22 protein-coding genes and 1 pseudogene are annotated in these 25,784 nt (G+C 72.1%); 12 read left to right on the forward strand and 11 right to left on the reverse strand.

What is annotated here, in order from left to right; all coding sequences use genetic code 11:
• From ACIOC1_RS19500 to ACIOC1_RS19520, 5 genes are all read right to left on the reverse strand, one after another.
• Positions 1-666, reverse strand: coding sequence for an MOSC domain-containing protein (locus tag ACIOC1_RS19500; RefSeq protein ID WP_391050438.1), 666 nt, complete (start codon positions 664-666; stop codon positions 1-3).
• Between the two features lie 19 nt (positions 667-685).
• Positions 686-1,474, reverse strand: a complete 789-nt coding sequence (locus tag ACIOC1_RS19505; protein WP_401855579.1) for a GNAT family N-acetyltransferase — start codon at positions 1,472-1,474, stop codon at positions 686-688.
• A gap of 77 nt (positions 1,475-1,551) precedes the next feature.
• The gene (locus ACIOC1_RS19510) at positions 1,552-1,920 is read right to left on the reverse strand and encodes a helix-turn-helix domain-containing protein (RefSeq protein ID WP_401855582.1); all 369 of its coding nucleotides are present in this window, start codon (positions 1,918-1,920) and stop codon (positions 1,552-1,554) included.
• Positions 1,917-2,228, reverse strand: coding sequence for a type II toxin-antitoxin system RelE/ParE family toxin (locus ACIOC1_RS19515; protein WP_401855585.1), 312 nt, complete (start codon positions 2,226-2,228; stop codon positions 1,917-1,919). Before ACIOC1_RS19515 ends, ACIOC1_RS19510 begins: the two co-directional genes overlap by 4 nt.
• 35 nt (positions 2,229-2,263) lie before the next feature.
• On the reverse strand, positions 2,264-3,427 hold the full coding sequence (locus ACIOC1_RS19520; RefSeq protein ID WP_401855588.1) for an aminotransferase class V-fold PLP-dependent enzyme: 1,164 nt from the start codon (positions 3,425-3,427) through the stop codon (positions 2,264-2,266).
• An 84-nt stretch (positions 3,428-3,511) separates the two neighbouring features.
• Here ACIOC1_RS19520 and ACIOC1_RS19525 point away from each other — a divergent pair, with 84 nt between their 5' ends.
• On the forward strand, positions 3,512-4,417 hold the full coding sequence (locus tag ACIOC1_RS19525) for a LysR substrate-binding domain-containing protein (RefSeq protein WP_391050441.1): 906 nt from the start codon (positions 3,512-3,514) through the stop codon (positions 4,415-4,417).
• Positions 4,418-4,586: 169 nt separating this feature from the next.
• On the opposite strand, the gene ACIOC1_RS19530 is transcribed toward ACIOC1_RS19525, so the two are convergent.
• Positions 4,587-4,784 (reverse strand): pentapeptide repeat-containing protein, encoded by a 198-nt coding sequence (locus tag ACIOC1_RS19530; RefSeq protein ID WP_401855792.1) that lies wholly within the window; start codon positions 4,782-4,784, stop codon positions 4,587-4,589.
• A gap of 18 nt (positions 4,785-4,802) precedes the next feature.
• A pseudogene (locus ACIOC1_RS19535) lies at positions 4,803-5,117 on the reverse strand (WhiB family transcriptional regulator); the annotation flags it as partial.
• A 469-nt stretch (positions 5,118-5,586) separates the two neighbouring features.
• Here ACIOC1_RS19535 and ACIOC1_RS19540 point away from each other — a divergent pair.
• The 4 genes from ACIOC1_RS19540 (at position 5,587) to ACIOC1_RS19555 (ending at position 10,044) form a co-directional block, all read left to right on the forward strand.
• Complete coding sequence (locus ACIOC1_RS19540) at positions 5,587-6,198, forward strand: response regulator transcription factor (protein ID WP_003948568.1); 612 nt, start codon at positions 5,587-5,589, stop codon at positions 6,196-6,198.
• Positions 6,199-6,423: 225 nt separating this feature from the next.
• A complete protein-coding gene (locus ACIOC1_RS19545; protein ID WP_355336798.1) occupies positions 6,424-7,044 on the forward strand; it encodes a sigma-70 family RNA polymerase sigma factor in 621 nt (206 codons plus the stop codon).
• 189 nt (positions 7,045-7,233) lie between these two features.
• Positions 7,234-8,736, forward strand: a complete 1,503-nt coding sequence (gene guaB / locus ACIOC1_RS19550) for an IMP dehydrogenase (protein ID WP_355336799.1) — start codon at positions 7,234-7,236, stop codon at positions 8,734-8,736.
• Positions 8,737-8,922: 186 nt separating this feature from the next.
• A complete protein-coding gene (locus tag ACIOC1_RS19555; protein WP_355336800.1) occupies positions 8,923-10,044 on the forward strand; it encodes a GuaB3 family IMP dehydrogenase-related protein in 1,122 nt (373 codons plus the stop codon).
• A gap of 280 nt (positions 10,045-10,324) precedes the next feature.
• Here the strand turns inward: ACIOC1_RS19555 and ACIOC1_RS19560 are convergent, their stop codons facing one another.
• Positions 10,325-10,999 (reverse strand): hypothetical protein, encoded by a 675-nt coding sequence (locus ACIOC1_RS19560; RefSeq protein WP_401855591.1) that lies wholly within the window; start codon positions 10,997-10,999, stop codon positions 10,325-10,327.
• Positions 11,000-11,132: 133 nt separating this feature from the next.
• On the reverse strand, positions 11,133-12,413 hold the full coding sequence (locus ACIOC1_RS19565) for a nucleotide sugar dehydrogenase (RefSeq protein ID WP_355336803.1): 1,281 nt from the start codon (positions 12,411-12,413) through the stop codon (positions 11,133-11,135).
• A gap of 346 nt (positions 12,414-12,759) precedes the next feature.
• On the opposite strand from ACIOC1_RS19565, the gene ACIOC1_RS19570 reads away from it, so the two are divergent.
• From ACIOC1_RS19570 to ACIOC1_RS19585, 4 genes are all read left to right on the forward strand, one after another.
• Positions 12,760-14,466 carry a glycerol-3-phosphate dehydrogenase/oxidase gene (locus ACIOC1_RS19570; protein ID WP_188281981.1) on the forward strand — a complete coding sequence of 569 codons (1,707 nt, stop codon included), beginning with the start codon at positions 12,760-12,762 and terminating at the stop codon, positions 14,464-14,466.
• A 60-nt stretch (positions 14,467-14,526) separates the two neighbouring features.
• Positions 14,527-16,305: a serine/threonine-protein kinase gene (locus ACIOC1_RS19575; protein ID WP_401855594.1), complete on the forward strand. Its 1,779-nt coding sequence runs from the start codon at positions 14,527-14,529 to the stop codon at positions 16,303-16,305.
• Positions 16,306-16,377: 72 nt separating this feature from the next.
• Positions 16,378-18,261: a serine/threonine-protein kinase gene (locus ACIOC1_RS19580; protein WP_401855597.1), complete on the forward strand. Its 1,884-nt coding sequence runs from the start codon at positions 16,378-16,380 to the stop codon at positions 18,259-18,261.
• Between the two features lie 147 nt (positions 18,262-18,408).
• Positions 18,409-20,412: a protein tyrosine kinase gene (locus ACIOC1_RS19585; protein WP_355336806.1), complete on the forward strand. Its 2,004-nt coding sequence runs from the start codon at positions 18,409-18,411 to the stop codon at positions 20,410-20,412.
• A 480-nt stretch (positions 20,413-20,892) separates the two neighbouring features.
• On the opposite strand, the gene ACIOC1_RS19590 is transcribed toward ACIOC1_RS19585, so the two are convergent.
• Positions 20,893-21,399 carry a DUF6907 domain-containing protein gene (locus tag ACIOC1_RS19590; RefSeq protein WP_401855794.1) on the reverse strand — a complete coding sequence of 169 codons (507 nt, stop codon included), beginning with the start codon at positions 21,397-21,399 and terminating at the stop codon, positions 20,893-20,895.
• Positions 21,400-21,404: 5 nt separating this feature from the next.
• Positions 21,405-21,878: an ATP-binding protein gene (locus tag ACIOC1_RS19595; protein ID WP_401855599.1), complete on the reverse strand. Its 474-nt coding sequence runs from the start codon at positions 21,876-21,878 to the stop codon at positions 21,405-21,407.
• Positions 21,879-22,101: 223 nt separating this feature from the next.
• Between ACIOC1_RS19595 and ACIOC1_RS19600 the strand changes: the two genes are divergently transcribed.
• From ACIOC1_RS19600 to ACIOC1_RS19610, 3 genes are all read left to right on the forward strand, one after another.
• Positions 22,102-23,265: a helix-turn-helix domain-containing protein gene (locus ACIOC1_RS19600; RefSeq protein ID WP_355336809.1), complete on the forward strand. Its 1,164-nt coding sequence runs from the start codon at positions 22,102-22,104 to the stop codon at positions 23,263-23,265.
• 15 nt (positions 23,266-23,280) lie between these two features.
• Positions 23,281-23,724, forward strand: coding sequence for a GNAT family N-acetyltransferase (locus ACIOC1_RS19605; RefSeq protein WP_401309303.1), 444 nt, complete (start codon positions 23,281-23,283; stop codon positions 23,722-23,724).
• Between the two features lie 482 nt (positions 23,725-24,206).
• Entirely contained in the window at positions 24,207-25,751 is a 1,545-nt protein-coding gene (locus tag ACIOC1_RS19610) for a serine/threonine-protein kinase (protein ID WP_401855602.1), read from the forward strand.
• Positions 25,752-25,784 lie beyond the last annotated feature (33 nt).

Raw genomic sequence — 25,784 nt, forward strand, 5'->3', positions numbered from 1 at the left:
CTATTTCGCGTCGCGGGCGAGGCGGCGGCGGATCGCGTCGCGGTCCTCGCGGGGGAGGGCGTCGAGGCCGGTCAGCAGCGGCAGCAGCTCGGGCTCGGTGGTGAAGGCCCGGAAGGACAGCGCGACGGTGACCTCGTGGTCCGGCCGGTGCACGACCTCGACCGGGTCCCCCGCGCGGATCTCGCCCGGCTCGATCACCCGCAGATACGGGCCCGGCAGCGCCGCGTCGGTGAAGCGCCGCAGCCACCGGTTCTCGCCGAGCCAGCCCGCGAAGGTCGCGCACGGGATGCGCGGGCAGGACACCTCCAGGAGGGGTCCGCGCGCGCCGATCCGCCAGCGCTCGCCGATCAGCGAGGCGTTGACGTCGATGCCGGAGGTGGTCAGATTCTCGCCGAAGAAGCCGTTGGCGAAGGTACGGCCCAGCTCGCGGCCCCAGTGGTCGAGGTCCTCGCGGGCGTACGCGTAGACGGCCTGGTCGGCGCCGCCGTGGTGCTTGACGTCGTGCGCGCGGTCACCGGCCAGACCGACCGCGCCGTCCCCCTTCGGACCCGGCGCGGTGACCCGTACCGGGCCGGTGACCGGCCGTTTGTCGATACCGGTCGCCGGCAGCCGCTTCCACGGGTTGGGGCGCGGGTGGCCGATGTTGACGCTCAGCAGCAGTCCCATGCGGGGCGCGCCTCCGCTCTCAGGGCTGGTAGAGGTACGGGGTGGTGACGCTCAGGGCGCTGAAGCCGAGGCGCTGGAGGATGGGGCGGCTGGCGTCCATCGCGTCGACCTGGAGGTAGCGGTAGCCGCGGGCGGCGGCGATACGGGCCCGGTGGGCGATCAGCGCGCGGTAGACGCCGCGCCCGCGCCACTCGGCGACGGTGCCGCCGCCCCACAGGCTCGCGAAGTCCTTGCCCGGCGGCATCTCCATGCGGGCACCGCAGACCGGCCGGTCGCCCGCCATCGCCAGCACCAGCGCGATCTCGTCCGGCGCCTGCGCGAGCGCGTCCAGCAGCCGCTCGCGCAGCTGCTCCGCGCCGGTACCGAACGCCTCCTCGTGCACGGCGGCCAGCAGGTCCACCCCGGCGGCGTCGGTCACCTCCACCAGCCGTACGCCGTCCGGCGGGACGGGCTCGCCGGGCAGCGCCGCCACCTCCGCGACCATCAGCGTCTCCGGCTCCTCCGGCACGAACCCCGCCGCGCGCAGCCGCTCGCCCAGATCGGCCGGCCGGTCGTGCGAGTAGAGCTTCCACTCGAACTCCCGGCCCGCCCCCTCGGGCGACTTCAGCCACGCGAGCTGCGCCTGGACCGCGGGGCCCGCGCTGCCCTCGTCCAGCTCCGACCAGAGCACCCCGCTCCAGTCGTGCACGGCGGCCCCCACCTGCCGCACCACCCCGCCGCCCCGCTCCACCCGCGTCCCCGCCCCCTCCGGCGGAGCGTCCCGCCGCATCTGAGCATCGAACAACCGGAGTACATAAGCGCGATCCATCCCCCCATCCCAACACGCCCACCCCCCCACCCCCAACCGATTTCCCCCCGCGACGCGCCCCGCCGGGTCCGGTGGGCTCACGCGACCGAGGAGCCACCGCCCGGAGCCGGTTCGTCGGATCGCTCGTCGGTATGGGCGGTGAAGACGAAGGTGGAGGTGTCGCCGTCGAGGTTGATGCTCAAGGACGCGTCCAACGCCTTCGCGAGCCGCGTCAGCAACGGCAGTGTCGGTACGGAGTCGCCGCCCTCGATCGTGGAGATCTGCGGCTGGTTCATGTCCGCGCGCCGCGCGAGGTCGGTCTGGGTCAGACCGAGTTCCGTACGCCGGTCGTACACGGCCTGGCCGAGGGCGAACGCGTAACCGGCCGCCCTGTACGCGGGGGACTCCTCCACCTCTTCGCCGAGAAGCTTCCGGTCCCGCCGGGTCTTCCACGCCGCGTGGTTCATGCCGTCTCCTCCTTCACCCGGTCATAGCTGTGCCGGGCGGGCCCGTGGTCCGCCTCGCACACCTTCTGCGCCTGCTGCGCGCGTTCGACTTCGGCGTCCTCGCGCTGCCTGGTCTTACGGAACACCGTCAGCAGGACGATGCGCCTTCCCGGCGCGAGCCAGTAGGTGACGCGCACCGCGTTGCCGTCCATGACGAATCGCAGCTCGCGCACTTTTCCGCCCAGATGACGCGAATACGGCTCCCCGAGCGTCGCACTTCCGGTTCGATTCCGATCCGCCATAAACCGTCCGCCGTCGCGACTATACACATATCTATATGCGGCGCCGGAGCGGTCGTACCAGGTCAGGCGAGGGATTCGAGGGTGTGGTCGATGTCGGAGGGGGTGTTGTAGAGGTGGAAGGCGAAGCGGAGGGAGGTGGTGGGGGTGGAGAAGCGGACGGCGGCGGCGGTGAGGCGGGCGGGGGCGGTCGGGGGGAGGGCGACGGTGACGGTGGCGGAGGGGCCGGGGACGGGGGTGTGGCCGAGGGCGGTGAGGCCGTCGCGGAAGCGGGCGGCGAGGGCGGTGTCGTGGGCGTGGATCGCGGGGACGCCGATCTCCTCGATCAGGGAGAGGGAGGCGGCGGCGCCGACGAGGGGGAGGTAGGCGGGGCGGGCGTCGAAGCGGCGGGCGCCGGGGGCCAGCCGGGTGACGGGGCCGTAGCACCACTCCCAGGGGTCGTCGGCGGCGTACCAGCCCGCGAAGCCGGGGGAGAGGGTCGGCTCGGCGCCCGCGCGTACGGTCAGGAAGCAGGCGCCGTGCGGGCTGAGCAGCCACTTGTAGGCATGGCAGACCACGTAGTCGTAGTCGTCGGCGCACAGCGGGAGCCAGCCGACGGACTGGGTGCCGTCCAGGAGCGTACGGGCGCCGTGGGCCGCGGCGGCGGCGCGGATCGCGGGCAGGTCGGCGACCCGGCCGTCGGCGGACTGCACGGCGCTGACGGCGACCAGCGCGGTGCCCGGCCGCACCGCGTCGGCGAGCGCGTCCAGCGGCACGATCCGCAGATCCAGGTCCTCGCGGGCGGCGAAGGGCTGCACGAGGGAGCTGAAGTCCCGGTCGGCGACGACCACTTCGGCGCCGGGCGGCAGCCGCGCCGCGATCAGCCCGACGCTCTCGGCGACCGTGCTGGCCAGCGCCACCCGCTCCACCGCCACCCCGACGATCCGGGCGTAGGCGGCGCGCGCCGAGACGACGGCCGCCTCGAAGGCGTCGGTGTCGGGGCGGCCCGCCGCCCACTCGTCGACGGCCCCGCGCAGCGCCGCCGCGGTGCGGGCCGGGAGCAGCCCGACGGTGGCGGTGTTGAGGTAGGGCGCGCCGGGGTCGAGGTCCGGATACTCGGCACGGATGAGGCGGTTCGCGGCGAGGCCGTCCCCCGAGGCGCCGCCGCCCGCGCCCGTACCCCTGCCCGCGCCCGTACCGCTGCCTGTACCGCTGCCTGTGCCTGTGCTGCCGAATGCGATGGCGTCCATGGCTCCTCAGCGTGGCGCGGGCCCGCCTCAAAGTCCATTACCGATATCTGTCGGGTATCCCTAAGTTCCGCTTATGGTGGGCGGATGATCGAGGCACGTCATCTCCGGGTGCTGCGGGCCGTCGCCCGCACCGGTTCGTTCTCCGCGGCGGCCCGCGAACTGGGCTGCACCCAGCCCGCCGTCAGCCAGCAGATGAAGGCGCTGGAGCACTCCGCGGGCACCCCGCTGCTGGTCCGCGGCGCCCGCGAGACCCGGCTGACGGAGGCGGGTGACGTGCTGGTCAGGCACGCCGTCGGCATCCTGGCCGGGCTGACGGCGGCCGAGGAGGAGGTCGCGGCGATCGCGGGGCTGCGGGCCGGACGCGTACGCCTCACCTCGTTCCCCTCGGGCAGCTCCACGCTGGTGCCGGGCGCGGTCGCGGCGATGCGCGCGCAGTACCCGGGCACGAAGGTGTCGCTGGAGGAGGCCGAGCCGCCGCGCTCGGTGGAGATGCTGCGCGCGGGCGACTGCGACATCACCCTGGCGTTCCGCTACGTGGATCTGCCGACCCCGGCCGAGGAGTCGTGGGACGACCTCGTCGTGCGCCCGCTGCTCACCGACCGGCTGGTCGGCGTCGTGCCGGAGGGGCACGCGCTCGCCGTCGGCGGGCGCCCGGTGGACATCGCGGAGCTGGAGCAGGAGCAGTGGATCGCGGGGTGCGCGCGCTGCCGCCGCCACCTCGTGGAGGTGTGCGAGCGGGCCGGGTTCACCCCGCGGATCGACTTCGCGACCGACGACTACCCGGCGGTGGTCGGCCTGGTGGCGGCCGGTCTCGGGGTCGCGGTGCTGCCGGAGCTGGCGCTGGAGTCGGTACGTCCCAAGGGTGTCGCCGTGGTGGAGGTGCGTCCGGCCGTGCAGCGCGAGGTGGTGGCCCTCACGCTGCCCGATCTGGCGAACGTCCCGGCGGTGGACATGATGCTCGGCCGCCTCGCGCAGGCGGCGGCCCGCTGATCTCAGGGCACCGGTCGCCCGTCAGCCGGGCCCGGCGGGCGGCGCGCCGCGCGTGCCGTACGCGGCAGGGCGGACGGGGCCGACGCGGCCGACGGGGCCGACGGAACCGGGAGTGCCGACGGCGCCGGGAGTGCAGGAACGATTCTGCTGGCGTCTCGCGGAAGCGCGCTCACACGTGGGACGCGTCGCGGATGTCGGACGCGTCGTGCAGGTCGGCGTCGTGCAGGTCAGAATCGTGCAGGTCAGAGTCGTGCAGGTCAGAGTCGTGCAGGCCAGAGTCGTGCAGGTCGGCGTCGTGCAGGTCGGCGTCGTGCAGCTCGGACCTGTCGTCCAGGTCGGCGTCGTGCAGGTCGGTCGCGTCGCGCACGTCCGACGGCTCGCGCTCGGAGCGGCCCGCCTCGGCGTCCGCCGACGGCATCCGCGACCGCGAGCGGCCCATCATCGCCTCGCGCTCGTCCTCGGTGAGTCCGCCCCAGACCCCGTAGGGCTCGCGGACGGCGAGGGCGTGGGTGGCGCATTCGGCCCGTACGGGACAGCGCATGCACACCTCCTTGGCGGAGGCCTCGCGCGCGCTCCGGGCGGCGCCCCGCTCGCCCTCGGGGTGGAAGAAGAGCGAGCTGTCGACGCCTCGGCAGGCGGCCACGAGCTGCCAGTCCCAGAGGTCGGCGTTGGGGCCGGGAAGGCGGGAGAAGTCTGCCATTGCTTATCCCCTCGGAGGGTGTGTGTCGGTCTGGGAGGCCGTGAAGAGTCAGCGTCTCGACCGTACATCTACTGTCGTAGTAGATGTAAATATGACTCATCGCCAATCTAGTGGCGAATAGCCCACAAGGCGCGAAAGAGCGTCCAAACAGTGAAAAATCTGGCATAACACCCGTTCGGCAGCATCCGGGCAGGGCCGCTCGGCCGTAGAGGAATCGTTCCGCCTCCGAAATACCGGCTCTCTCACCCGTCTGACCTGCGGCCTGGGCGATCCGTGTGCGCATGATCACGTAGAGTGCCGATGACCGTCGGCAAACTTCGTAACTCTTTCGGGTGAGGGTCGTTGAGTCTGGCGGAAGCGGTTGGCGGACAAGTGAATCGGGCAGGTGCCCGAGGCCGTCAGCCTCAACGGTGAACATTCGTACAGCCTGGAGGCACAACGTGACGCGGTTCAGCTGCGGAGGGCGGTCATGACTTCTGTCCTCGTCTGCGACGACTCCCCGCTCGCCCGAGAGGCCCTGCGCCGCGCGGTGGCCACCGTGCCCGGTGTCGAGCGCGTAACCACCGCGGCCAACGGCGAGGAAGTCCTCCGCCGCTGGGGTGCCGACCGGTCGGACCTGATCCTGATGGACGTCCGCATGCCCGGCCTCGGCGGCGTCGAGACCGTACGGCGGCTGCTGTCGGCCGACCCCGGCGCCCGGATCATCATGCTCACGGTCGCCGAGGACCTGGACGGCGTGGCGCTCGCCGTCGCCGCCGGTGCCCGCGGCTACCTGCACAAGGACGCCTCGCGCGCCGAACTGCGGGCGACTGTGACGCAGGCGCTGGCCGACCCCACCTGGCGGCTCGCCCCGCGGCGGCTGCGCTCGGCCGAGATGGGCGCCGCGCCCACCCTCACCGCCCGCGAGATCCAGGTGCTCGAAGGCATGAGCCACGGACGCTCCAACGCCGAGATCGGCCGCGAGCTGTTCCTCTCCGAGGACACCGTGAAGACGCACGCCAGGCGGCTGTTCAAGAAGCTCGGCGCGTCCGACCGGGCCCACGCCGTGGCGCTCGGCTTCCGCTGGGGCCTGGTTCGCTGAGCCGTCGTGTCGTACGCCCGAGAGGGCGGCCGTTCCGGCGAAGTCGCCCACAAGTCCTCGGTTTCCCGGGGGAGGACGCATGCTTGACGTATGGACTTCCTCGGGGATCGGCGGGGGCCTCACATGGCGGAGATGACAGCGTCGGGTTCGGCCGCTCATAACGCTTCGGTGCAGAAGTACGGCCGCGATGACGCGGATCGCGCCGCGGCGAGGCACCATGGGTGGATGCGCGACGACGACACTCCGGCCATCGGTGCCCTTGTCCGGCGCGCAGTCGACGGCGACGAGCAGGCGACACACGACCTGCTCGCGCATGTCCACCCGCTCGCCGAGCGGTACTGCCGCACCAAACTGTCCCGTCTTCCGGGCGACGCCCGGCACTTCGTCGACGACCTCGCCCAAGAGGTCTGTCTCGCGGTGCTGTGCGCCCTGCCCCGCTACCGCGACCTGGGGCGGCCGTTCGAGGCCTTCGTGGTCTCCATCGCCGCCCACAAGGTCGCCGATCTGCAACGGGCCGCCATGCGCGGGCCCGGCAGCACCGCCGTTCCGTCCGACGAGATGCCGGAGAAACCGGACGATTCGCTCGGCCCCGAGGAGCGCGCGCTGCTCAACAGCGACGCCGCCTGGGCCAAGAAGCTGCTCGACAACCTCCCTGACCACCTGCGCGAGTTGGTGCTGCTGCGGGTCGCCGTCGGGCTGAGCGCCGAGGAGACCGGCCAGGTGCTCGGCATGTCGCCGGGGGCCGTACGGGTGGCGCAGCACCGCGCGCTCAGCCGGCTGCGCGCCATCGCGGAACAGACGGCGGGGGCGCCCGCCGCCGGGGACGCGCCGGGTCTCTCGGCGTAGGACACGCGGAAACGGACGGGCGGGCCCGGCACCGGGCCCGGCACCCGGGTGCGACGGCGCGGTCCGGCCGCGCGGTCCGACCGCTGGTGACCGTACGGGTGTACGGGCCCGGCCGAGGGCGTCATGGGAATAGCGGCGAAGCCACTACCATTGAACAACTCGCCGGGCAAGACCATTCGGGAAGGTGTCATGACGCTGAACGCCGACGGAGTAGCTGAGAAGTTCGCCACACTCGGGCTGACCTATGACGATGTGCTGCTGCTTCCGGGGGCGTCAGAGGTGCTGCCCAACCAGGTGGACACCTCCTCCCTCATCTCCCGCAACGTCCGGGTGAACATCCCGCTGCTGTCCGCCGCCATGGACAAGGTCACCGAGGCCCGGATGGCCATCGCGATGGCCCGCCAGGGCGGCGTCGGCGTGCTGCACCGCAATCTGTCGATCGAGGACCAGGTCAACCAGGTCGACCTGGTGAAGCGGTCCGAGTCCGGCATGGTCACCGACCCGATCACCGTCAGGCCCGACGCGACGCTCGCCGACGCGGACGCGCTCTGCGCGAAGTTCCGGATCAGCGGCGTGCCCGTCACCGACGCGTCCGGGCGGCTGCTCGGCATCGTCACCAACCGCGACATGGCCTTCGAGAGCGACCGCTCCCGCCAGGTCCGCGAGGTCATGACCCCGATGCCGCTGGTCACCGGCCAGGTCGGGATCTCCGGGGTCGACGCGATGGCGCTGCTGCGCCGCCACAAGATCGAGAAGCTGCCGCTGGTCGACGCCGACGGCAAGCTCAGCGGGCTCATCACCGTCAAGGACTTCGTCAAGGCCGAGCAGTACCCGAACGCGGCGAAGGACTCCGAGGGCCGGCTGCTGGTCGGCGCCGCCGTCGGCGCCAGCCCCGAGGCGCTGGACCGCGCCCAGGCGCTGGTCGGCGCGGGCGTCGACTTCCTCGTCGTGGACACCTCGCACGGCCACAACAGCAACGCGCTGAACTGGATGGCGAAGATCAAGTCCAGCGTCGGCGGGGTCGACGTGGTCGGCGGCAACATCGCCACCCGTGACGGCGCCCGCGCCCTCATCGACGCCGGTGTCGACGGCGTCAAGGTCGGCGTCGGACCCGGCTCCATCTGCACCACCCGCGTCGTCGCGGGCATCGGCGTCCCGCAGGTCACCGCGATCTACGAGGCCGCGCAGGCGTGCATCGAGGCCGGGGTGCCGGTCATCGGCGACGGCGGCCTCCAGTACAGCGGCGACATCGGCAAGGCGCTCGCCGCGGGCGCCAGCAGCGTCATGCTCGGCAGCCTGCTCGCCGGGTGCGAGGAGTCCCCCGGGGAGCTGCTCTTCATCAACGGCAAGCAGTTCAAGTCCTACCGGGGCATGGGGTCGCTCGGCGCGATGCAGTCCCGCGGCCAGGGCCGCTCCTACTCCAAGGACCGCTACTTCCAGGCCGAGGTCTCCTCCGACGACAAGCTCGTGCCCGAGGGGATCGAGGGCCAGGTGCCGTACCGCGGACCGCTGTCCGCCGTCCTCCACCAGCTCATCGGCGGTCTCCGGCAGACCATGGGCTACGTCGGCGCCGCCGCCGTCTCCGAGATGGAGTCCAAGGGGCGGTTCGTCCGCATCACCGCCGCCGGGCTCAAGGAGTCCCACCCCCACGACATCCAGATGACCGTAGAGGCCCCCAACTACCACGGCTGACGCCGCGCTTGCGCGGGACCTGGTCCTCCGGGCCGGGGCCCCGGGCGGTTCTTCTCCCCGCGCCCCTACGGGGCACAGGTCCTGTGCCGAGGCAGCGCGCGGGGGCGCATCCCCGACGGGGCACGGGCCGCCCGCGGGCCGAACGGGGATACTGAGGGGCCGCAGGTCAAAAGAAAGGCGCAGGACGTGACAGAGATCGAGATCGGTCGGGGCAAGCGAGGCCGCAGGGCGTACTCGTTCGACGACATCGCCGTCGTGCCGAGCCGGCGCACCCGGGACCCGAAGGAGGTCTCGATCGCGTGGCAGATCGACGCGTACCGCTTCGAGCTGCCGTTCCTCGCGGCGCCCATGGACTCGGTGGTGTCGCCGGAGACGGCGATCAGGATCGGGAACCTCGGCGGCCTCGGGGTGCTGAACCTCGAAGGGCTGTGGACCCGGTACGACGACCCGGAGCCGCTGCTCGCGGAGATCTCGGAGCTGGACGACACCCGGGCGACGGCCCGCCTCCAGGAGATCTACGCGGCGCCGATCCGCGAGGAGCTGATCGGGCAGCGGATCAAGGAGGTCCGGGACGCGGGCGTCGTGACGGCCGCCGCGCTGTCGCCGCAGCGCACCGCGCAGTTCTCGAAGGCGGTCGTGGACGCGGGCGTCGACCTGTTCGTGATCCGCGGCACCACGGTCTCCGCCGAGCACGTCTCCGGCTCGCACGAGCCGCTGAACCTCAAGCAGTTCATCTACGAACTCGACGTGCCGGTGATCGTCGGCGGCTGCGCCACGTACACGGCGGCGCTGCACCTGATGCGGACCGGCGCCGCGGGCGTCCTCGTCGGCTTCGGCGGCGGCGCCGCGCACACCACGCGCAATGTGCTGGGCATCCAGGTGCCGATGGCGACCGCGGTGGCCGATGTCGCCGCCGCCCGCAGGGACTACATGGACGAGTCCGGCGGCCGGTACGTGCACGTCATCGCGGACGGCGGCTTCGGCGCCAGCGGTGACCTGCCCAAGGCGGTCGCGTGCGGCGCGGACGCGGTGATGATGGGCTCCCCGCTGGCCCGCGCCACCGACGCGCCGGGCCGCGGTTTCCACTGGGGCATGGAGGCGGTCAACACCGAACTGCCGCGCGGCAAGCGGATGAACCTCGGCACCGCGGGCACCACCGAGCAGATCCTGCTCGGCCCGTCCCACGCGCCCGACGGCTCGATGAACTTCTTCGGCGCCCTGCGCCGCTCGATGGCCACCACCGGCTACTCGGACCTGAAGGAGTTCCAGCGCGTCGAGGTGACGGTCTCCCCGACCCACCACCGCTAGGGCGTGTCCGTAAAGTCTCGCCTGGCTGGCGGCGCCTGGCACGCACGCTCGCTGCGTTGTCGGGCTCATCCGAATAGGCCCACTATGAGGACGACCCTCCGCCTTGCGATCGCACGCACCAGACACCGCCAGCCCCGCCCTCCGGGCGGACGACGCGACTTTACGGACACGCCCTAGACCGCACACGCCGGAGAACGCACGAGGGGCCGTACCGCGCAGGCGGTACGGCCCCTCGTCGCGTCACGGCGCGGTACGCGTCACCGCGCCGGGGCGGTTGTCGTCAGTTGTCGCCCGCGTGCTTCGCGACGCCGAAGGAGATGAACGCGGCGACGGCGAGGAAGAGGAAGCGCATGAAGCTGAAGTCCTGCTTCCACGAGTCGAGCAGGTCGCCGAAGTGGTGGAAGAAGATGTCGGTGACCGGCATCGAGCCGCCCTGGCCCGACACGTAGTGGCTGATCACCAGGGCGCCGCCGAAGAGTTCGCCGAAGACGACCGCGAACAGCGCGAGCAGGACGGCCACGAACGGCAGGGCCGGGTTGCGTCCGCCGGCCTTGCCGACGGCGAGGCCGACGAGCGCGCCGACGCCGATCGCCATCAGCCGGAATTCGTGGGTGCTGCCGTCGTCGCTGGACAGCGCGCGCAGGATGCCGCCGTACGCGAGCGCGGCGACGATCGCGGCCAGCAGGCCGACCAGGAAGCCGAGTCCGGGGTTGTCGCGGCGGGCGACCGGCGCCGGCGGCGGGTAGGCGGCCGGGTTGAAGGCGCCGGGCGCGGGCGGCGCGCCCCACTGCTGCTGGGGCTGCTGACCGTAGGGCGCCTGGGGCTGCTGGCCGTACGGGGCCTGGGGCTGCTGCGGGTAGCCGTATCCGGCGCCCGGCGGCGGTCCGTACGGATTCTGGCCACCGGGCTGCTGCGGCTGCTGCGGCTGCTGCGGCGGCGGGTAGTTGGCGCTCATGGGGTCCCCCGGGATACGGCATTCGACGATGGACGCCGAAATCTAGCAGCAGGGGGTGACAATCGGACAAGTTGTTCTTCCGGTCGTTACATGACCACTACACGCGGATCGGGAACCCCGCCGCGGCGGGCCGCTACAGCCGCGCCGCCGCGCCCGCGGGCGTCGCCCCCCTTGTGTCCAGCAGGAGTTGCGCCTTGACCGCCAGACCCTGGAGGTCGTACGTGCGGTGGTGCTGGAGCAGCACCGTCAGATCGGCCTCGGAGGCGGCCTCCCACAGGGAGTCGGCGCGCGGCACCGGACGGTCGAGAACGCGCCACTGCGGTACGTAGGGGTCGTGGTAGCACAGCTGCGCGCCGAGTTCGATGAGCCGGGTGCCGATCTCGCGGGCGGGGGCGCCCTCCTGGGAGGCCAGGTCGGCCTTGTAGGTGACGCCGAGCAGCAGGACGCGGGCGCCGCGCAGGGACTTGCCGTGCTCGTTGAGCAGCGCGGCGGCGCGCTGGACGACGTAGCGCGGCATGCGGGAGTTGACCTCCTGGGCCAGTTCGACCATCCGCAGCGGGTGGCCGAGCATGCGGACCTGGCCCTGGGCGGGCATGGCGGCGAAGAGCGGGACGGCGTTGGGGTCGAGGGCGGCGGCCGGGCCGCCGACGCCGGGTCCCGGTCGGAACGCCTGGAAGCCGAACGGCTTGGTCTCGGCGCAGCGGATCACGTCCCACAGGTCGACGCCGAGGTCGTGGCAGAAGACCGCCATCTCGTTGGCGAAGGCGATGTTGACGTGCCGGTAGTTGGTCTCCAGCAGATTGACCGCCTCGGCCTCGCGGGGGCCGCGGGCGCGCACGATGCGTTCGGTGAAGCGGCCGTAGAAGGCGGCGGCGGCCTCGGTGCAGGCGGGGGTGCAACCGCCGATCACCTTGGGGGTGTTGGCGAGGTGGAAGTCCCGGTTGCCGGGGTCGAGGCGGCTGGGGGAGTAGGCGAGGTGGAAGTCCCGGCCCGCGCGCAGCCCGTCGGCCTCCAGCAGCGGGCGCAGGAACCCCTCGGTGGTGCCGGGGTAGACCGCCGACTCCAGGACGACGGTGGTGTGCGGGCGCAGGTGCCCGGCGAGCGCGCGGGCGGCGGCGGACACCGCCGTCAGGTCCAGGGCGCGGTCCTCGCCGAGCGGGGTGGGCGCGCAGATCACGGCGGTCCTGACCCGGCCGAGCACCGCCGGGTCCGCGGTCGCGCGGAAGCCGCCCGCGAGCATCCGGCGCAGGTCGGCGGCGGCGAGCGTGCCCGGCGGTACGCGGCCCGCGTTGATGTCGGCCGCGGCGGCCGGGTCGGGTTCGTAGCCGATGACGCCGACGCCCGCGGCGGTCGCCGCCTGGGCGAGGGGAAGTCCGGTGCGGCCGAGTCCGAGCACTGCGAGGTCTGCGGGCATGCGGTTCAGTCCTCTCCCTTGCGACCACCACGGGGACTCCACGGATGGCTCCACGGATGGCTTTAAATCAGGCTAACCAGACAAATGACTGATATGACCGCACGGCGCGCCGTGCAGTCATCCGGGTTACGGGCAGAAGAGGCACGGGATCGCCGGGTAGGAGAGGGACGGCCCGGACGCCCTGCCCGCAGGGCGTTCACCGCCTCGCCGCACCGCGGGCGCGCCCCGGCACCCCCCTCGACGGCGGGTCAAGGGTGGCCGCTCGCGGCGGTGGCGGTCACTATCGAGTGGAGGGCTATCCACCGCGGCGGCACGCGAGAGCGCCGCCACCATGGGAGGCACACGGATGCGTACGTCAACACTGGGCCCCGCCGAGCGGGCCGGGGCACTGGCCCGGATGGCCGAGCACGAACTGGACCTGCTGGTCGTGGGCGGCGGGGTGGTCGGCGCGGGAACAGCGCTGGACGCCGTCACCCGTGGCCTGTCCACCGGTCTGGTCGAGGCCCGCGACTGGGCGTCCGGCACGTCGAGCCGGTCGAGCAAGCTGATCCACGGCGGCCTGCGCTACCTGGAGATGCTGGACTTCGCGCTGGTCCGCGAGGCCCTCAAGGAGCGCGGCCTGCTCCTGGAACGCCTCGCCCCGCACCTGGTGCGGCCGGTCCCGTTCCTCTACCCCTTGCAGCACAAGGCGTGGGAGCGGCTCTACGCGGGCTCCGGCGTCGCGCTGTACGACACCATGTCGGTCTCCTCCGCGCACGGCCGCGGCCTGCCGGTGCACCGCCACCTCACCCGTAAGCACGCCCTCCAGGTCGCGCCCGCGCTGCGCAAGGACGCGCTGGTCGGCGCGCTCCAGTACTACGACGCGCAGGTCGACGACGCGCGCTTCGTCACCACCCTGGTGCGTACCGCCGCCTCCTACGGCGCGCAGGTCGCCAACCAGGCGCGGGTGATCGGCTTCCTCCGCGAGGGCGAGCGCGTCGTCGGCGCGCGGGTGCAGGACGGCGAGCAGGGCGGCGAGTACGAGATCCGCGCCAAGCAGATCGTCAACGCCACCGGGGTGTGGACCGACGACACGCAGGCGCTGATCGGCGAGCGCGGCCAGTTCCACGTCCGCGCGTCCAAGGGCATCCACCTGGTGGTCCCCAAGGACCGGATCCACTCCACCACCGGGCTCATCCTGCGGACCGAGAAGAGCGTGCTCTTCGTCATCCCCTGGGGCAGGCACTGGATCATCGGCACCACCGACACCGACTGGGACCTGGACAAGGCCCACCCGGCGGCGTCCAGCGCCGACATCGACTACCTGCTCGAACACGTCAACTCGGTGCTGTCCACCCCGCTGACCAGGGACGACGTCCAGGGCGTCTACGCGGGCCTGCGTCCGCTGCTGGCCGGGGAGTCGGACGCCACCAGCAAGCTCTCGCGCGAGCACACCGTGGCGCACCCGGTGCCCGGACTCGTGGTGGTCGCGGGCGGCAAGTACACGACGTACCGCGTGATGGCCAAGGACGCGGTCGACGAGGCCGTGCACGGCCTGGACCACCGGGTGGCCGAGTGCTGCACGGAGGATGTGCCGCTGGTCGGCGCCGAGGGCTACCACGCGCTGTGGAACGCCCGCGCCCGCACCGCCGCCCGCACCGGACTGCACGTCGCCCGGGTGGAGCACCTGCTCAACCGGTACGGCTCGCTCGCCGAGGAGGTGCTCGCGCTGATCGCCGAGGACCCGTCGCTGGGCGCCCCGCTGACCTCGGCCGACGACTACCTGCGGGCCGAGATCGTCTACGCGGCGATGTACGAGAGCGCCCGCCACCTGGACGACGTGCTCGCCCGCAGGACCCGGATCTCGATCGAGACCTTCGACCGCGGCACCCGCAGCGCCCGCGAGGCCGCCGAGTTGATGGCACCCGTCCTGGGCTGGGACAAGGACCAGATCGACAAGGAAGTGGCCTACTACGAGAAGCGCGTGGAGGCCGAGCGCGAGTCGCAGCTCCAGCCCGATGATCTGACCGCGGATGCGGCCAGGCTGGGCGCGCCCGATATCGTTCCCCTCTAGGCACGGTGCGTCTCGGGGGAGACGCGGCGCGCGTCGGGGGAGCGGGCGGAAGGGCGCGAGATGACGGGACAGGCCGACGAGGGGCGGTTGGTCGCGGGCCGGTACCGGCTGCTCGAACGCATCGGCCGGGGCGGCATGGGCACCGTGTGGCGGGCCGAGGACGAACTCCTCGGCCGGCAGGTCGCGGTGAAGAAGCTGCACCCGCCCCAGCCGCACATGCACGACGACGAGTTGGCCACCCTCTTCGAACGCACCCGCCGCGAGGCGCGCGCCGCCGCCCGGATCAGCCACCCCAACGTGGTGGTCGTGCACGACGTCGTGGACGACGAGGGACTGCCGTCCATCGTCATGGAGTACGTCCCGTCGGTCACGCTCGGCGAACAGCTCAAGAAGCACGGACCGCTGCCGGTCGCCGAAGTCGCCAGGATCGGCCGCGGCATGGTCGCCGCGCTGCGGGCCGCGCACCGCGCCGGAGTGCTGCACCGCGACGTCAAGCCGGGCAACGTCCTGCTCGGCGTCGAGGGCGGCGCGCCCGTCGAGGGCGCTTCCGCGGAACAGGGCTACGGCAGCGGGCGCGTGGTCCTCACCGACTTCGGCATCGCCCAGGCGTCCGGCACCTCCACCCTCACCCGGACCGGCGAACTCATCGGCTCCATCGACTTCCTGTCGCCCGAGCGGATCAGGGGCGCCCTGCCCGGACCCGAGGCCGACCTGTGGGCGCTGGGCGCCACCCTCTACCAGGCCGTCCAGGGCGAGTCGCCCTTCCGGCGGCCGACCGCGATCGAGACCGCGTACGCCATCGCCGAGGAGCCGGTGCTGCCGGCCGCCAACGCGGGCGCGCTGACCCAGGTGATCGCCGGGCTGCTCGCCAAGGAACCGGCCGAGCGGCTGTCCGCGGCCGAGACCGAGCGGCTGCTGCGGATTCCGCTGGCAGAACCCGACACCGGGCAGGTCGACACCGACCGGTTCACCTACCCCGCGGGCGACGGCCGGACCGCCACCGTGACCCAGGTGCCCGGCGCCCCGCCCCCCGGCGGCGCGCACTCCCCTCCGTACGCCGACTCCTTCGGGCCCCCGCCGCCCTACTCCACGGGAACCGGTACGGGAACGGCCGCCGGTTTCGGTACGGGCGCGGGCGGTTCAGGCCCCGACACCGGCCCGCACTCCGGCGCGCACCGCCCCGAACGGCCGCGCCGCCGTACCGGAGCGTGGATCGCGGGCGTCGCCGTCCTCGCCCTCGTGGCCGCGTGCACCGCCTTCGCCGTCATCCACAACGGCGGCTCCGGTACGGACGCGAGCCCCGGCCCCACCACGGCGGTCAGCACACCGCCCACCGGCACCACGTCCTCGGCCGGTCCGACGCCGAGCACCACGGCGCCGCCCCCGCCGGTCCCCGACGGCTACCACCTGGTCACGGAGGCCGACCACGGTTACGCGGTGCCGGTGCCCGACGGCTGGACGCGGCAGGTCAAGAACGACGGTGACGAGGTCGACTTCATCGACCCGACCGGCAAGATCGGCCTGAAGATCAGCTCGCTGGACTTCGGCAGCGACGACCCGTACGAGCACTGGCTGACTCTGGAGCCGCAGACCCAGGAGCAGGTTGACGAGTACCACCGTGAACGGATGATCCGCACCGTGCAGTTGGGGATGCCCGCCGCGCTGTGGGAGTTCACCTTCCAGGGCTCGGTCCGCAAGTTCCATGCGATCGACCTCGGATTCGGCAAGCCGGGTGGTCGTGAGTACGCGGTCTACCTGTCGGCTCCGGACGCCGAATGGGACACCTACCGACCGGTGTTCACGAACGCTGTGGCCGGTTTCCGGCTATCGAACCCATAAGCCGGGTTCGCTTCCGCGTCCCCCGTTCGGGGATGATGGGTGTTTACACGTCCAGCACTCCAGAGGGATCCCATGAGCGAGGTCGAAAGTACCGACGGACGCGTGCTCGCCGACCGGTACCGCCTCGGCGAAGTCCTCGGCAAAGGCGGCATGGGCACGGTGTGGCGCGCCGTCGACGAGACGCTGGGCCGTACCGTCGCGGTCAAAGAGCTGCGTTTCCCCGGCAACGTCGACGAGGACGAGAAGCAGCGCCTGGTCACCAGGACCCTGCGCGAGGCCAAGGCCACCGCGCGGATTCGCAACACCGGCGCGATCACCGTCTTCGACGTGGTCAAGGAGGACGACCGGCCGTGGATCGTCATGGAGCTGGTCGAGGGCCGCTCGCTGTCCGACGCGATCCGTGAGGACGGCCCGCTCACGCCCAAGCGCGCCGCCGAGGTCGGCCTCGTCATACTCGACGTCCTCAAGGCCGCCCACAACGCCGGCATCCTGCACCGCGACGTGAAACCCTCCAACGTCCTGCTCGCCGACCGCGGTTCGGACCCCGCGGGCCGCGGCGCCGGGCGCGTGGTCCTCAGCGACTTCGGCATCGCCCAGATCGACGGCGACCCGTCCGTCACCTCCACCGGCATGCTCGTCGGCGCCCCCTCGTACATCTCGCCGGAACGCGCGCGCGGCCAGAAGCCGGGCCCGCCCGCCGACCTGTGGTCGCTCGGCGCGCTGCTCTACGCCTCGGTCGAGGGCCGCCCGCCCTACGACAAGGGGTCGGCCATCGCCACCCTGACCGCCGTGATGACCGAGCCGGTCGGGCCGATGACCAACGCCGGGCCGCTCGCCGAGGCGATCAAGGGCCTGCTGGTCAAGGACCCGGCCCAACGCCTCGACCACGACGCCGCGTACGCCCTGCTGTCCACCGTCGCGCACGCCCCCGAACGCCCGGTCGCGCCGCCCACCTCCGACGCCCGTACCGTCGTGCTGAACGTGGACCCGCAGCCCACCCCGACCGACGCTCCCGCTGCCTCCGGCGGGGGGACCCCCACCGCCGGAGGCGAAGCCGCCGCCGACCAGGCCCGGGTGCGCGACGCGCTGCGCTCGGTCCGCAAGGCCGCCGCCGCCAAGATCCCCGCGAAGCCCGCGACGTCGGCCGCCGCCCCTGAGCCGGGCGGCCCCGTCCCGCCGCCCGCCCCGCCGCGCGCGTCGCTCACCGACGTCGTACCGCGCCGCACGATGGTCATCGTGGCCGCGGCGATCGTGATCGTCCTGCTGGGCACGGTGATCGGCATAGCGCTCGCCAACTCCGGTGGCGGCGACGGCGGGAACGGATCGGCGTCGAAGCCGAAGGGCGGGGCCTCGGCCTCCGCGTCGACCGGCGCGAAGAACGACGACGACAGCAAGGGCGGCACGGACGACAGCAAGTCGCCGTCGTCGCCGGGCGGTTCGGCCTCCGCGCCGACCACCCCCGCCTCGTCCCCGCCGGCCACCGGCGGCTCGGACGCCGTACCGGCGGGCTTCTACCGCTACGACGACTCCGAGGGCTTCTCGATAGCCCTGCCCAACGGCTGGAAGCGCGTGGGGGACAACGGGTACGGCAGCGGCTCGAAGTTCCGGGGCTCGGACGGCAGCGAGTTGCTCGTGGACTGGACGCATTCGCCGGGGCCGAGCGCGCTCAAGGACTGGCAGAACGCGGCGAAGACCGCAAAGTCCGGCCGGAACGGCATGCCCGGCTACCAGGAACTCAAGGTGGCCCAGACGCAGTACCGCTCGTACGACGCGGCCGACTGGGAGTACAAGCGGGACGTGAAGGGTAAGCAGGTACACGTCCTGAATCGCGGCATGGTGACGGACCCGAAGCACGGGTACGCCATCATGTTCACGACTCCGGCCGACGCGTGGACCAGCGATACCAGCACCAAGGCCCTCACGACCTTCTTCGCTACCTTCAAACCGGCCAAGTGAGCCTTCCGCAGCACGTATTGTGAGTAGCCGTGGACTGTCCGCAGCCGGAATCCGTTCGGATCGGACCGCTTCGGGTACAAGGTGGGGTGCGGGCGAGGGTTCCCGCACGGATGGCATCGGGTCGGGAAGGGCCGGAGAGGGGGCGTCGTGGACGAATACGCGGGCCGCGTGCTCGCCGACCGGTACCGGCTGCCCCGGCCGCCCGCCGACGAGTTCGAACTGGTCGAGACGCGCGCCTTCGACACCTACAGCGGCCAGGAGGTCCTGGTCCGGCAGGTGCTGCTGCCCGAGGTCGTCACGGCCGAGGACCCGGGCGACGACCGGGGCTACGGCGACCAGGACGCGCTGAGCGACAGCGCCCGGCGCGCCCTTGAGGCCGCCCGCGCGGCGGCGGCGATACCCGACCACCCCCGCCTGGTCCAGGTCTTCGACATCTTCATCGAGGGCGGCAGTCTCTGGATCGCGAGCGAACTGGTGTCCGCCCGGCCGCTCGCCGCGTTACTCGCCGACCGGCCGCTGGACGCCTACCGTGCCGCCGAGGTCGCCTCCGACGTGCTCACCGCGCTGCGTGCCGTGCACGCGTACGGCTGGACGCACCGCAATGTGACCGCGAGCACCGTGCTGGTCTGCGACGACGGCCGGGCGATGCTCGCCGGGCTCGCCGCGGGCGCCGCCCAGGAGGCGCTGTGCGGCTACGACCCCGTGCCGCAGCACATCCAGGTCCTCGCGGGCGGCGGCCTGTCGGGCGCGGGTGAGGACCAGTCGTGGCACGGCCCCGAGTCCGCGCTCGAACAGGAGCGGGCCCGGCAGAACCGGATCACCGTCATCGGCGCCGTCACCGAGCGCTGGGCGCCGGAGCAGGCGCACGAGGTGCACGAGAACTGGCGGCTGTCGCCGCCGGTCGGCCCGGCCGCCGACCTGTGGGCGCTCGGCTCGCTGCTCTTCCGTACCGTGCAGGGGCATCCGCCGTTCCCCGAGGAGAGCGCCGCCGAACTGGTGCAGATGGTGTGCGCCGAGCCGCCCGCCTTCGCCGAGGAGTGCGGCGCGCTGCGGCCGATCGTCGAGTCGCTGCTCCGGCCCGACCCCGAGGAGCGGCCGGAGGCCGAGGAGTTGGGCGGCTGGCTGCGGTCGCTGATCCGCTCCGCGCCCGAGCCGGATCTCGGCCTCGACATGGTCCAGGTGCCGACGGATCCGGCCAAATTGCCGATCGTGCGCCGCAAGGGCGAGTTGGTGCGGCGGCGGCGCCGCAAGGCCGCCGCCGAGGCCGACGTCGCCGGGATTCAGCACCGCAGGCACGCCCGCGGCAAGCAGGCCAGGGTCACCAAGGCCAAGCGCGAGCAGGCGCGGCGCAGCGAGATGCGGCAGGAGCAGATCCACCAGGAGCAGGAGGTCGTCTACCGCAAGCCTCCGCGCGGCGGCGACGAGGCACCGCGCAAGCTGGGCGTGCGGCTGCTGATCGCGGTCCTGGTGGTGCTCGCGGCCGTCGTCGCGTACGCGGTGCTCGCCATGCCAGGCAACGGCGACACGTCGGACAACGGGGCCAAGGGCGGCGACCGTACGGTCCCGGCCGAGGTGCCGGGCGGGCACAGCGGCGGCAAGAAGCCGACGCCGACGCCTACTCGTACGACCGCGGCGCCGACGACGAAGCCGGCCACCACGAAGCCGGCCCCGCCGCCGAGTACGGCGGTGCCGCCGCCGGACCTCGGCAGCGACTTCGTCATGCGGACCGACTCCGCCGGGTTCACCGTCGCCGTCCACACCGGGTGGCAGCGCTCCGGCAAGAACGGTCAGGGGCAGGTCCGTTACTCCGGCAGCGACCTCCAGCTCACCGTCGTGCCCGGCCGTGACAAGGTCTCCGACCACGGCAGCGATCCGCTCGCCTACCAGCTCGAAGAGCCCGAACTGGCCGCCTTCCGCGGCTCCTCCTGGTCCGCCGCCTCCGGTCTCCACACGCTCGACCTGCGCGGGCACAGTGCCGCCGAGGGCGAGTACAGCTACCGCGACGCCAACGACACGCAGATCTACGCCCTCAATCTCGCCGTCATCATCGACGGCTCCTACCACGTCGTCGTCGTCAGCGGGCCGGACGCTCGGCGCGCCGATGTCCAGCGTGCCTTCGACAAAGCCGTCGAAACCTACGCGGCGAGCTGACGCCCGCCCCACGCCAAGGTCTCGCCGCCCCGGCCCGTTCACCTGGCGCGGTTGAGTCCGCCCCGTCAGGGGCGCGGGGAACTGCGCGAGCAACCCACCACCGGCCGGTGGTCCGGAGACAACCGAACTGCCCCGCTGGGGCGGGATTTTCGCCCGCGCCACTGCCAGCGGCTGCTCGCGCAGTTCCCCGGAGGGGATTCCTCAGAACGCACGTGACGTGCGGGAGGGGTAGGCGGACCATGGAGAGCATGTACGCGACGGCTATTGCTGGCGATGACGGCGGCGGGGGCCGTGCGGGCGGCCGCGGTCGTGGTCGGGGTAGGAGGGCGCGGATTCCGGCGGGGCCGGTGACGGCTTATGACGGGTGTGGGAAGTGTCTGGTGGCGGTGCGCAGGCTGAGCCGGAAGAAGGACGCGACGTCGTCGCCGGAGAGGCCGGAGGCTCAGGACCTCAAGGCGGCGGCGAGAGTCGGTGGTCACATCATCGCTTGGGCGGACGACTGGGAGGGCCCGCATGCCGGGCGGTCCACTCCGCACGCGCCGCCACAAGCAGGGGGTATACCTCGCGGTCGAGGTAGTCGGCCTGAGCACGCAGTTGGGCGGCGAACGTCGCCAGGCCGGTCGGATCGAGCCCGTTGACCCAGTAGTCGTCAACGATCCAGACGTTCGCCACCGGAAGACGCCCCGCAGTGTCTTCGGCGTACGGCGTGCAGTCGATGGTCCCGCTGAACACCGCCGACTCCTCGCCCGGTTCGCGGGCATGCGCGACGCGCATCCGCTGACCGTCGAAGTGAGCCTGGTGGCACATGTCTCCCAGCAGGACGAAGAGCCGTGCGAGCGATACGCCGGACGTGCTCGGATCGTCCTCGGCCCAGGTCGGCAGGTAACCCGTGGCGGTGTAGTTGTCCGTGCTGGCGATCTCCCACGTCCGGCCAGGGCGTGCGGGAACGTCGGTTTCGGCGGCAGGGCCACGGGAGACGGTCTTCATTCCGCTCACCGGCCCGGCACCTCGCCCTCGGCGTCCGCGTCGTCCTGCGCGACCACCGCCCATACCCGCTTTCCGACCCCTTCTCGCGCGCTCACACCCCAACGTGACCCGGTAATCGCGTCCACCAGCGCCAGCCCCCGGCCGCACTCCGCGTCCGCCGACGGCTCCTGGAGTACGGGCCAGGACTCGTTGGCGTCATGCACCTCGATCTGCACGCCGCCGTCGAGGCGTTCGTACCGCGTCTCGATCAGCCGCCCCTGCGGAGAACGCGCATGGCGCAGAGAATTGGTCAGTAACTCCGAGAGGACGACCTCAGCGCGGTCGGCGAGCGTGGGCATCCCCCAAGCTCCCAAATGCCCCCGCAGCTCATGCCGAGCCACCGGTACACACCTCGGATGGTGGGCCCACCGCTTCACGACCAGGGAACGCCCCTCCGCAGCGGGCGGCACAGTCAACGTCACCGCACTGCCCCCACCCACACGAACGAACGCCGGTTAAACTCACGCATGTCAGCCTGCTCTCTCAGGTTGGCCACGCCCCCGGACCGTTCACGCGGTTGCGGGGGTCGTACGGCGAATCCGCCAGGAGCGCGGCCTGCACGTCCTGACCCGAGTAGCGTTGCTTGTCGGCAAAGTCCGGTGCAGTAGTTACGTGTCCGCGCTCGTCCGCACCTCTGCGGACACAGCGGACAGCGGAGGACTCATGAGCGAGTCATTCGGTCAGGCGTTGAAGCGGCTTCGCGGAAGCCGGTCGCTTCGAGACGTAGCCCGATTAGCAAGTGTCAGCAAGAGCCAGGTGTCTGATCTCGAAAACGGTCGGCGCAAGCCAACCGCGCAGTCAGCGGCGGCACTTGATCGGGCGTTGGAGGCACACGGAGAGCTGGTGGTCCTGGCCGAAGCGGAGTCCGGTCCGTCGTCACTTGAGCAAGCGGACTCCTTGCAACGCGGGCTGCACGAAGCCTTCGCCGCTGGTCCCCTCTCAGGTGTGAGCCTGGACGAGGTGGAATGGACGGTCGCACGCCACGGCAGAGCCACCCGATACCGTCCGGAGTCCGAGCTGTTGCCAGATCTGATCACCGACTTCGCAGATCTCCGCCTCTTAATGACGGGGCGTCAGTCGGAGCGCGTACGTAAGCGGCTCACCATCGCCGCCGCACGTATGTCCGGTCTCGTCGCCCTGACATTGCTCAAGATGGGAGACGAGCGAGCGAAGAGTTGGTGGCGCACGGGGCGTGCCGCAGCGGCGTCCGCCGAAGACCGGGCCACCCTCTCGTGGATCTACGCGCAGGAGGCGTACCAGCTCTACTACAGCGGTGACCTCTACGGGGCGGTCGAACTGGCTGTACGGGCCCAGCATTGGGCCGGTGGCCTCCCTTGCGTCGGGCCTGCTCTCGCCGCGCCGCTTGAAGCACGTGCCCACGCCTTGCTCTCCCGACCCGACGCCACGGCGGTGGCGCTGGCTCATGCTCAAGATGCGCTGAACCGGCTTCCGGACGAAGACCGGGAGGAGTCCGCGTTCAGCTACTCCGAATCGCAGATGGCCTTCCACGCCGGGAACGCCTGGACGCACCTTGAAGACACCGACCGTGCCAGCGCGGAGTTGACCCGCGCTCTCGATCTCTACCCATGCTCCGATCACACGGACCGGGCTCTCGTCCGGCTGGACTTGGCCATGTGCACGGCGATTGCGGGCGATCCCGCCTCGGCCGCCGAACAGGCCATGAACACCGTGGTCGAGTTGCCCGAGGAGCACAGGACCGCACTGATCATGTGCCGCGCCCGAGATGTCGCCGATAGGGTGCCGGAGGCTCGAAGAGTGCTGGAGGTGAAGGCGCTGCGTGAGATCCTCGCGCAACCTTCGGAGTGAGAAAGGGCGGGCGCGGTGCAGATCAGCGAGGCGACCGAGGCGGACACGGATGAAATCTCCGTGATCCTCGGAGAGATAGAGCACTACTACGGCGGCGAGCCGACCGCCGCCGATCCCGAGCAGATCCGCCGGGCCCTGTTCTCCTCCAGGCCCGCCGCCACCGTTCTCCTCGCCCGGAATGACGGCAACGTCGTCGGGCTCGCGTCCTACACGTTCCTCTGGCCCGCAGCGGGCGCGGACACGTCGCTGTACCTCAAGGAGCTTTACGTACGCGAGAGCGCTCAGCGTCGCGGCGTAGGTCGTGCGCTGCTGGCTGAGCTGAAGAGGATCGCCGCCGAATCCGCGTGCTCCCGGATCGAATGGACGGCAGACACCGACAACCCCCCGGCCCTCGCGTTCTACGAGGCACTGGGCGTGGAACAGAAGGCGGGGAAGGTCTTCTACCGCCTCGGCCTGTAGCACTAGATGTTGCCGTCGACGGACCGCACACCGGTTCAAGCAGCTACGGCTGATGGGCGGCTGATCGGGGCTTTAGGCAGCCACCATGGGGCGAGCCTCTAAGATCGGGGCCCACTTCGGGCTATTGCGGGCAGGTCCACAGCCTGCCCGAGTCGCGCGAGCTTACGGGCCCCGATCTCTCGCCCCATGGCAGCTCCCGCCCAAAGCCCCGCCCAACCGCCAGCCCGCACGCGCACCCAGCAATGCGCGCACCCCAACTGACCAGCGCGAATGCCTCATTTTGCCTGTTCAGAGCGACTTCTCGCCGGTAGACCGGACCTTGTCTTTAGGCGAAGTCCCCCCGCGCCCCTGAGGAACACGCCCTGCGGGGAGGGGCTGTTCGGGGCGGGGGCCCTGGAGGGTGGGCCGGGGTGGGGAGGGTGGATAGCCTGGGGGGTATGGGGAGTGACGGGGGGTGGACGGCGGAGGCGGAGCCTCGGGATGTGGTGGCGGGGAGGTACCGCATCACGGGGCGGCTCGGCCGCGGGGGGATGGGGACGGTGTGGCGGGCGGAGGACGAACTGCTGCACCGACCGGTGGCGGTCAAGGAACTGCACCTGCCCGAGGGCGGCCAGGACCGGGCACTGCGCGAAGCGCGCAGCGTGGCCAGGATCAGGCACCCGCATGTGATCGTCGTGTACGACGTGCTGGAGCAGGACGGCCGCCCGTGGATCGTGATGGAGCTGGTGGACGGCCGTTCGCTGGCGGACGTGCTGGCACAGGACGGCCCCCTGGAACCGCGGGAGGCGGCGCGGATCGGCGCGGCCGTGGCGGGCGCGCTGCGGGCGGCGCACGCGAGCGAGGTCCAGCACCGTGACGTGAAACCGGCGAACGTGCTGATCGAGCGCGGCACCGGACGCGTCGTGCTGACGGACTTCGGAATCGCCCGGGTCGCGGGCAGCGCGACGATCAGCGAGACCGGGTCCTTCGTGGGGTCGCCGGAGTACACCTCGCCCGAGCGGATGTCGGGCCGTGCGGCGGGCCCGGAGTCCGACCTGTGGTCGCTCGGCGCGCTGCTGTGCGCGGCAGTGGACGGCGAGTCCCCGTTCCACCGCGAGTCGATAGGCGAGATCGTGCACGCGGTCGCGATCGACACGATCAGGACGCCCGAGGCTGCGGAGCCGCTGCTGCCGGTGGTCACGGCGCTGCTCGACCGGGACCCGGGCCGCCGGATGGGCGCGGCGCGGGCGCAGACGCTGCTGACGGCGTACGCGGAGACCGGTGAGCCGCCGCCCGCCCAGCACGTACCGGTGGTCCCGGCGGCCGAACCCCCGCGTGACGCGGAGCCCGAGCCGCGGGCGACCCCCCGCCCGAAGGGCCGCAGGCGCCGTGTCCTCGCCGCCGCCGTGAGCGTGGCGGCCCTCGCGGTCGGCGGCGGCGCGCTGGCCGCGGTGCTGGTCGTCCGGCACGACGACGGCGGCGCCCGCGCCGCGTCGCCCCCGCCGAGCACGGCGCCGGTGACGGGCACGACCCCGCCGCCCACGACGCCGAGCCCGACGACACCCCCGCCGACGACCCCGGCCCTCCCGGCCGGGTACGAGCGCGTCACCGATCCGACCGGCTTCTCACTGGCGCTGCCCGCCGGATACGTGCGCGACGCGCAGCGCGACAGCAGCGGCGTCCTGCGGGTGTACTACTGGTCGCCCGACCGCGCCTTCCGCTTCGGCGAGCGCGAGCAGTCGCCCGACCCGCGCGGCCCGTACGCGGTGCTGCGCGACCAGGATCTGGCCGGTCCCCGGGCGGGCAGTGTCTATCCGGGGTACCGGGACGGCGTGATCACCGAGACCACGCAGCGCGGGCGGCCCGCCGCGCTGTGGCAGTTCACGTACGACGGTTTCGCGGACGGCAACGGCGCGCGCCGGACGTTCGACCTGTGCTGGACGGAGGGCGGCCGGATGTACGACATGTGGCTGTCGGCGCCGATCGAGCAGGTCGAGCGGGCGCGGGACACCTTCGACGCGGCGCGCGCCGCCTTCCGTCCGCACTGATGTTCCACCGACACGTACGCGCCCCGCGGGCAC

The sequence above is a fragment of the Streptomyces sp. NPDC088197 genome (assembly GCF_044741185.1).
Classification (GTDB): Bacteria; Actinomycetota; Actinomycetes; order Streptomycetales; family Streptomycetaceae; genus Actinacidiphila.

Bases quoted from the DNA above. Each gene is read 5' to 3' on its own strand.
- ACIOC1_RS19560 (WP_401855591.1), bottom strand. From the start codon at position 10,999: ATGAGCGCCAACTACCCGCCGCCGCAGCAGCCGCAGCAGCCGCAGCAG.
- ACIOC1_RS19565 (WP_355336803.1), bottom strand. From the start codon at position 12,413: ATGCCCGCAGACCTCGCAGTGCTCGGACTCGGCCGCACCGGACTTCCC.
- ACIOC1_RS19510 (WP_401855582.1), bottom strand. From the start codon at position 1,920: ATGAACCACGCGGCGTGGAAGACCCGGCGGGACCGGAAGCTTCTCGGC.
- ACIOC1_RS19575 (WP_401855594.1), top strand. From the start codon at position 14,527: ATGACGGGACAGGCCGACGAGGGGCGGTTGGTCGCGGGCCGGTACCGG.
- ACIOC1_RS19570 (WP_188281981.1), top strand. From the start codon at position 12,760: ATGCGTACGTCAACACTGGGCCCCGCCGAGCGGGCCGGGGCACTGGCC.
- ACIOC1_RS19590 (WP_401855794.1), bottom strand. From the start codon at position 21,399: ATGAAGACCGTCTCCCGTGGCCCTGCCGCCGAAACCGACGTTCCCGCA.
- ACIOC1_RS19520 (WP_401855588.1), bottom strand. From the start codon at position 3,427: ATGGACGCCATCGCATTCGGCAGCACAGGCACAGGCAGCGGTACAGGC.
- guaB (WP_355336799.1), top strand. From the start codon at position 7,234: ATGACGCTGAACGCCGACGGAGTAGCTGAGAAGTTCGCCACACTCGGG.
- ACIOC1_RS19545 (WP_355336798.1), top strand. From the start codon at position 6,424: ATGCGCGACGACGACACTCCGGCCATCGGTGCCCTTGTCCGGCGCGCA.
- ACIOC1_RS19540 (WP_003948568.1), top strand. From the start codon at position 5,587: ATGACTTCTGTCCTCGTCTGCGACGACTCCCCGCTCGCCCGAGAGGCC.
- ACIOC1_RS19505 (WP_401855579.1), bottom strand. From the start codon at position 1,474: ATGGATCGCGCTTATGTACTCCGGTTGTTCGATGCTCAGATGCGGCGG.
- ACIOC1_RS19500 (WP_391050438.1), bottom strand. From the start codon at position 666: ATGGGACTGCTGCTGAGCGTCAACATCGGCCACCCGCGCCCCAACCCG.
- ACIOC1_RS19525 (WP_391050441.1), top strand. From the start codon at position 3,512: ATGATCGAGGCACGTCATCTCCGGGTGCTGCGGGCCGTCGCCCGCACC.
- ACIOC1_RS19580 (WP_401855597.1), top strand. From the start codon at position 16,378: ATGAGCGAGGTCGAAAGTACCGACGGACGCGTGCTCGCCGACCGGTAC.
- ACIOC1_RS19600 (WP_355336809.1), top strand. From the start codon at position 22,102: ATGAGCGAGTCATTCGGTCAGGCGTTGAAGCGGCTTCGCGGAAGCCGG.